The 6781-nt window shown below is 69.0% G+C and carries 6 protein-coding genes; 1 reads left to right on the forward strand and 5 read right to left on the reverse strand.

Translation table 11 applies throughout. From position 1 onward, the window contains the following. Window positions 1–75: 75 nt before the first annotated feature. Complete coding sequence (locus Q0C41_RS10740) at window positions 76–1284, forward strand: amidohydrolase family protein (RefSeq protein ID WP_291983610.1); 1209 nt, start codon at window positions 76–78, stop codon at window positions 1282–1284. A 71-nt stretch (window positions 1285–1355) separates the two neighbouring features. Here the strand turns inward: Q0C41_RS10740 and Q0C41_RS10745 are convergent, their stop codons facing one another. The 5 genes from Q0C41_RS10745 to Q0C41_RS10765 form a co-directional block, all read right to left on the reverse strand. Continuing rightward, on the reverse strand, window positions 1356–2081 hold the full coding sequence (locus Q0C41_RS10745; protein WP_291983612.1) for a PEP-CTERM sorting domain-containing protein: 726 nt from the start codon (window positions 2079–2081) through the stop codon (window positions 1356–1358). Between the two features lie 241 nt (window positions 2082–2322). Further along, complete coding sequence (locus Q0C41_RS10750; RefSeq protein WP_291983614.1) at window positions 2323–3945, reverse strand: FAD-binding oxidoreductase; 1623 nt, start codon at window positions 3943–3945, stop codon at window positions 2323–2325. Window positions 3946–3954: 9 nt separating this feature from the next. After that, window positions 3955–4842 carry a hypothetical protein gene (locus tag Q0C41_RS10755; RefSeq protein WP_291983616.1) on the reverse strand — a complete coding sequence of 296 codons (888 nt, stop codon included), beginning with the start codon at window positions 4840–4842 and terminating at the stop codon, window positions 3955–3957. Between the two features lie 601 nt (window positions 4843–5443). Then, window positions 5444–5860, reverse strand: coding sequence for an alternative ribosome rescue aminoacyl-tRNA hydrolase ArfB (arfB, locus tag Q0C41_RS10760; RefSeq protein WP_291983619.1), 417 nt, complete (start codon window positions 5858–5860; stop codon window positions 5444–5446). Beyond that, window positions 5857–6781: alkaline phosphatase family protein (locus tag Q0C41_RS10765; RefSeq protein WP_291983620.1), on the reverse strand; the 925-nt coding region annotated here is incomplete at its 5' end. The genes Q0C41_RS10765 and arfB, both read right to left, overlap by 4 nt.

Consider the following 6781-nt stretch of genomic DNA (forward strand, 5'->3'; position numbering starts at 1 on the left):
CCAGACGCCACGCGGGCCTGTCAACACGACGCCGCCGCTCGTCGTTGTAGCGGGTCGAGGAGTACAGTGCAGCCCATGTCCAAGGCCCGTTCCCCGCTCGTCGGATTCATCGCCCTCGCCATCGTCGCCGTCACGCTGGGGGTCGTCGCGCAACCCAGAGGCGGGGGGCCCCCGTCGGTCCCGCCCGACGCGAGCGGGGAGTGCCCGCCGGGCACCACCGAGGTGCGCGCGGGTCGGTGCCAGACGCCCGAGTTCCCGCCGCCGAGCATCCTCGACTATCGGCCGCGGTCCACGCTGGTCACCGAACAGCACCTGGTGCCGAAGGCGAAGTTCCCGGTCGTGGACATCCACAGCCACACCGGGCCGACGGCCCAGACGATCGATCGCCTCGTCGGCGAACTCGATGCGCTGAATGTGCGCGTGCTGGTCAACCTCAGTGGCGGCACGACACCAGCGGCGATTGCCGAGAAGACGTCCTTCATCAAGGCGAGCAAGTACCCGGACCGCTTCCGGGTGTTCGCCAACGTGAGCTGGGATGGCGCAGGTGCGCCTGGGTGGGCGGAGAAGGCGGTGGCCGACCTCGAGGCGTCGGTCAAGGCCGGCGCCATCGGCTTGAAGATCTTCAAGAACCTCGGGCTGACGTCCAAAGCGGCGGACGGCGGCCGCCTCAAGCTGGACGACCCGGTCCTGAACCCCGTCTGGCAGGCGTGCGCACGGCTCGACATCCCCGTGCTGATCCACACCGCGGAGCCGATGGAGTTCTTCTCGGAAATGGACTACAAGAACGAGCGCTGGCTCGAACTGGCCCTGTTCCCCAGTCGTCGCAACAACGCGCCCGGGCAGCCGTCATTCGAGGACCTGCTCGCCGAGCGCGACCGCATGTTCGCGGCCAACCCGAAGACCCGCTTCATCGCGGCACACTTCGGCTACTACGGCCACGACCTCAAGCGCGCCGCGGCAGCGCTCGATCGCCTGCCGAACATGGTGCTGGAAGTGTCGGCCGTGCTGTACGAGTTCGGCCGTCAGCCCCGTGCCGCCCGCGAGTTCTTCGTGAAGTATCAGGACCGCATCCTCTTCGGCAAGGACGCGTACGAGCCACGCGAATACCCCTACTACTGGCGCGTGTTCGAGACCGGCGACGAGTACTTCGACTACTACCGCGACTACCACGCCTTCTGGAAGCTGTACGGCATGCAGTTGCCCGATGCCGTGCTCCGGAAGGTCTACTACGCCAACGCACTGCGCGTCACTCCGGGCCTGCCCACGTCGGGCTGGCCGAAGTAACGCCGACGCTGAAGACCGGAGGCAGGACAGCCATCGTCCTGCCCTGCCCTCCGATCTTCAGCTGGCCTCGGTCACTTGCGGCGACGGATGACGACGGCCATGCCGGAGAGCGCGAGCCCCATGAGCACCATGCTGGCGGGCTCGGGCACCGGCACCTGCTGGGGCGTGAAGGCGAAGTCGGCCGAGTACGACGAGCGGAAGAAGCCGATTTCGTCGTCGGCGATGGCGCCGAGCGCGGCCTGGTACGGAATGTCGGTGCGCTGCGAGCTGAAGTTGCCCGTGAACGTGCTGACCTCACCGAGTTCGTTGGTCACGTAGCCCAGCACCCGCATCGTCACACCGAACGACGACGCGCTGTCGTTGATGAGATTGAAGGGCGAGCCCACCGGAACCGGCGGCGTGCAGGTCTGTCCAGCTGCCGGCGGCGCGAAGCACTGGCCCGAGCCGAACACGCCGGGCGCCACCTGCGTCAGCGTGAAGTCCAGCTCAGGACGCGCCTCGGCCACGATGAAGTCGGTCACCATGACATCGGTTCCGGGCACGATGCCGACGATGTCCTGAATGGTGCCGAAGGTCCCGCCGATGCCGGCAAACGTCCCCGTCCCCGTCAGGAACTGGATGTCCCCGATCGGAGTGTTGAAGATGTCGGGGAACTCGCCGAAGTTCACATAGTCGACGCCGACCTGGACGTCCTCCTGACCGACGAAGGTGAAACTACCGGTCACAGGAGCGGCACGACCAACTGCCGGCACCGCGAGGATTCCTGCACACACGACCGACCACAGCATCTTGTTCATTTGCGTTCCCTTTCGATCTCCCGCCCGGTTGGGGGAGACACAGCCGGGATGCACGGGTGCACGATGTGCGCCGATCCGGTGCACGCGAGCCCATCGCGAACGAATGTGCGTGGATGAATGGAAATTTTGTGAATTGCGCCAGAACGCCCCGGAAACAGCAGAGGCGGACGCGTGTACAGCGCCACTACGGTCTGTTCTCGATTACACGCCGCACGTTCACAGCTGCGACTCGACCGTGGCGTCACTCGGCGTGTGTGATGCCGAGACCATAGCGGCCAGGCGCGAGGATGCGCCCCGGATCGCAGGCCCGCTTGATGTGCGCCAGGAGAGCCGCCGCGTTGTCGGGCAGCGGCGTGCGCGACAGCGCCTGAATGCCCAGTCGGTACGAGAGGTAGCCCTGGGCATTCAGCGCATCGAGCAGGGCGTGATAGCAGGCCAGGGCGCGCGCGTCCTCACCGGCGACATCCCGGTCGTAGCTGATCGACACCACGCACGTGATGGCGCGATCGGTGACCAGGGTGATCGAGATCAGCGGCTCGAAGCCATGCGAGAGCAGCACCGTGGACGACAGGTCCGCCAGCCGTTCGGCATGCCCGCCTTCCATCGGCGCCACGGGGGCGCACCACAACAGGCCGCAGCGATCGCGATCGGGATCCATCTGCGCCGGGGGTGGGGTGCGCTTGCGCCAGTACGCACTCGCGAGCGGCTGCGCCGTCGGCACCCCGCGCATCAGACCGTAGACCGGCTCGAGCAACGTCAGGGCCGCAGAGAGATCCCAGCCCGTCATGAGCCGATACGGTCGAGCGAACCGCTTCGCGAGTGCGAGACGACGATCGTCGAGGAACTCGAGACGTGTCGCGATGCCGCTCAGGGCCCGTCGCACGAGACGCCGTGCCTCGGCCACCTGCGGCCGCGTCCCGTAGAGGCCGCCGGAACCGTTCCACACGCCGATACGCAGGCGTTGCCGGAAGGCCGGCATCTCCGACGGCAAGAGCGGCGTGCGCGTCCCCATCTCCTGCCACGGGTACTGCTGCAGACCGTTGAGGACCTTGTAGTCGTTGCCGATGTGCACGGCGCTGCGCAGCGTCCCCGACAGCTTCAGCGGACGCAGGGCGTCGATGACGCGCCCGAGGTCGGTCGGCGCGTCGCATCGGAAGAAGTACGCCTGGAAGTGCTCGGGGGCCGGCATCAGCCAGATCGTCATGCGGGTGACGATGCCGAAGTTGGACTGGGTGAACAGCCCGTCGATCACCGGCCCGAGTCCCCAGCGATAGATGGGCGCGCTCGGCGTCTCGCCGAAGCGTGCAAAGCCCGTGTCGAGCACGGTGCCATCCCCGAGCACCACCTCGAGCGCACAGACGTGCGCGAAGTGATCGCCGTACGGGGTGTGCCCGAAGCCCCGTTCCATCGTGTTGCCGATCAGGCTGGCGGCAGGACTGGTGCCGGTGGCGTCCATCCAGAGGCGGGAGCCGCGCGCCTGCAGGAAGTCGAACAGGTGCTGCTGGGTGACTCCGGGCTCGACCGTGACGTAGGCCAGCGGCTCGCTGAAGTCGACGATGCGCCGCATGCGGCCGAGGTCGAGGATGACGTTGCCGTCCGACGCCGGCACGCGCGACCCGTAGCCCCAGTTGAGGCCGCTGCTGATCGGGTAGAGCGGCACACCATGCGCGGCCGCCACACGTACACAGCCCTGCACCTGCTCGCGGGTCTCGGGGCGCACGATGAGCGGCACGCGCCGGTGCGTGGCGAACGTGGCCGTCGCCGCCGCCGCGGTCTGGTGCCGCGCCTCCACGACGTGCGCCGCCCCGACAATCCCGACCCAGGCGTCACGGGCCGCTGAGGGAATGTCGGGGAGTGATGGCATGCGGTCAGGTCAGATGGGCGCGAACTCTGCTGTCGAGAAGCAAGGGACGTGCCTCTCGGAAAGGGAGGCGAACGACGGCAGCCGCGAGGCACGCGGTGCGCTCGGTGCCGGCGCCCGCAGACCCTCGGCGGCGCAGATCACGGGAAGGTCGCGAAGACTGCGTGCCAGGCGTGCCACGTGCAGGTCGTAGCGGCGCCCCGGCGCACTCGAGTCGAAGCGCAGGATCTCCATCTCGCAGCCGTACTGCGGGTCGAAGTAGGCCGGCAGCATCGCCGTCCCCCACTGCAGCGATCGCCCCCCCAGCTTGCGCAGGATGCGCGACGAGCAGTGCCGGACCGTGGCGGTCGTGATGCCGATGCATCCACCGAGGGCCTCGGCAAGCGCGTAGGTCGAGAGCGCGGTGGTCGCGGCCTGGGTCGTCCGACGCCACTCCTCGGCGACGGCCCAGCCACCCACCTCCGCATAGGCCACCCCCCGCAGTCGCGCCAGGCTCATGTCACTTTCGACGGCCTGACGCAGCGGGCCCGACCACGTCGCGCACCGGGCCAGCGCCGAGCTCCAGACCCCCAGCGACTCGGGCGCAGCGGCGGGATCGTGCAGGCGAAACCGGGCACAGGCCACGACGGTGCCATCCGGCTGCACCGACACCACATGCCAGCTCGCATCGTCGGCGGACTGGACGTGGCAGCCGTCGGCGGTCAGTTGCTCGCGGGTGATCGCGCCATCGCGGAGGTAGGCCTGGCCGCGCAGCCGCTGCAGCCCCGCCAGCACACGCGCATGCCTGGCCGCATCGACGTCGACGTCACGAAAGGTCTCGGCCACGGTGGCAGCCGTGGGCGCCAGCAGCACCAGCGTGCCCGGGCGCGCGATCGAGGGAGGGCGGGAGGGTAGCAGCATTGCGACACGAGCTCCTGATTCGCCGTCTTCCCTTCCCGCGAGTCCGCCACCTCACCGCGCACAGCGCTTCCCTCGCCGACCCGACCGGAGGGAGATGCCACAAGAGCGGTGAACCGGGCGCGACATGCATCGCACCCACCGGCAGGCAGTCCGGGCACACGCACCCCGAGGGTGCCCGGCGGCGTGAGGACGCCCCCGGTGTGACACACGTGCTGCGTTTCGGGAAGGGCTCACGACCGACGCGAACCCGACACTTTGAATAGCAAGCATCAGGCCAAGACAGGTGTCGCAGGCCATTACGCCCGCGACCGCCTCCCGCTCGTGCAAAACCGTGTGTGACGTGACCACTTCGGCAGGAGGAGGCACGGGATCGAGCGTCCGAGTGTTGCGCTAGGCAACACCTCGAGACGAAATGACCGTCACCACGTCGACAACAGGGACGACTGATGAGCGAAGAGTGTGTGTGCGTGTCACGCAGGGCGGGTCGTTGCGGCGGCCGGCACGCACAGAATTGGTCGGTCTCGTGACGCCGCTGTCGCCGGTGCGTCGATGACGACCACCGCGCGTGGCACCCACGGGCCGTCAGCGAGTGAGACGTCGGTCAGTCGTCGTCGGTCGAGCGACGATGCCGCTTGAGGTCGCCGCGCTTCTGCTTGGCGTCGAGGCGACGCACCTTCGACCCCAGTGAGGGCCGCGTTGCCGTGCGCGTGCGCGGCGCCGTGGCGGCCTGCTGCAGCAGCGCGTGCAGACGCTCACGCGCCGCGACGCGGTTCTGGGCCTGGGTGCGATACTCGCGCGCCTCGATCACGAGCACGCCGTCTGTCGTCATCCGGTTGCCTGCCAGCCGCATGAGGCGAGCCTTGACGCCCGCCGGCAAGCCGGTGGCGCCGACGTCGACCCTCAGTTGCACGGCCGTGGCCACCTTGTTGACGTTCTGCCCCCCGGGCCCGGAGGCACGCACGAAACGCTCCTCCAGGTCGCGCTCGTGCAGCACGACCGTGTCCGACACCGCAATCACGGCGCAACGCTCCTGGGACCTGGCGCCACGGACGATCGCGGACTGGACGTCGGCTCCACGACCGGACGGGATGCCGAGGCGTTGCGGCGCAGAGCCTCGGTCAGCACGCGCCCCTGCGAACCCGCTGGCGGCTCCACGCCGATGAGCCACGCCAGGGTCGGCGCCAGATCGTTGAGCGCCACATGGTCGGGGTAGGTGCCGGGCTCGACCCCTGGCCCCATCAGGATCAGGGGGATGTGGGCATCGTAGCCGTACGGCGAGCCGTGCGTGCTGCCGACCGCCGCCGTCATCCAGTGCGCGTCGAGGACGACGTGCAGGTCACCTGAGCGTTCGCGGTGATACCCGCGGGTGATGCGCTCGGAGATGAAATCGCGCGGCAGCCGACCCTCGAGGATCGCGTCCCGGGTGTACACGTGGGCCACCCGCGGCACGCGGGCAGCGGCCTCGGCGGCCACGCGACGGACCTCGGCGGCGTCGACGCCACGACTGGCGATCAGCTCGTGGTCCAGGTAGACCATCGGCAGGGACGGCCGGGCCAGCCACGGGCCGGCGCCGAACTTCGCGGTGAGCGCGGTCTCGATGGCGCTGTACAGCGTCTGTGCCGCGAACCGGCCGGCGGGAATGCGGAGGGCCGCGGCGGCTTCGGGCAGAGGCGCCACGCCATGGTCCGAGGTGAAGGCGACCAGCGTTCGCCCGAGACCGACGCGACGATCCACCTCGTCGAGCAGCGCCTGCAGCTGACGGTCGGTGTGCTTCGTGATGTCGCGGACCTCGGGCGATTCCGGGCCGTGCGCGTGGCCGACCGAGTCGTTGGACGAGAAGCTCACCGTGAGCACGTCGGTCACGCCGCGCTGCCCGAGCTGCTCGTGCTCCAGCGCCGCGGTCGCCATCGCGAGGACGAGTTCGTTGCCCGCCGGGCTG

The sequence above is a fragment of the Luteitalea sp. genome, from assembly GCF_022842525.1.
In the GTDB taxonomy this organism is placed as follows: Bacteria; Acidobacteriota; Vicinamibacteria; order Vicinamibacterales; family Vicinamibacteraceae; genus Luteitalea.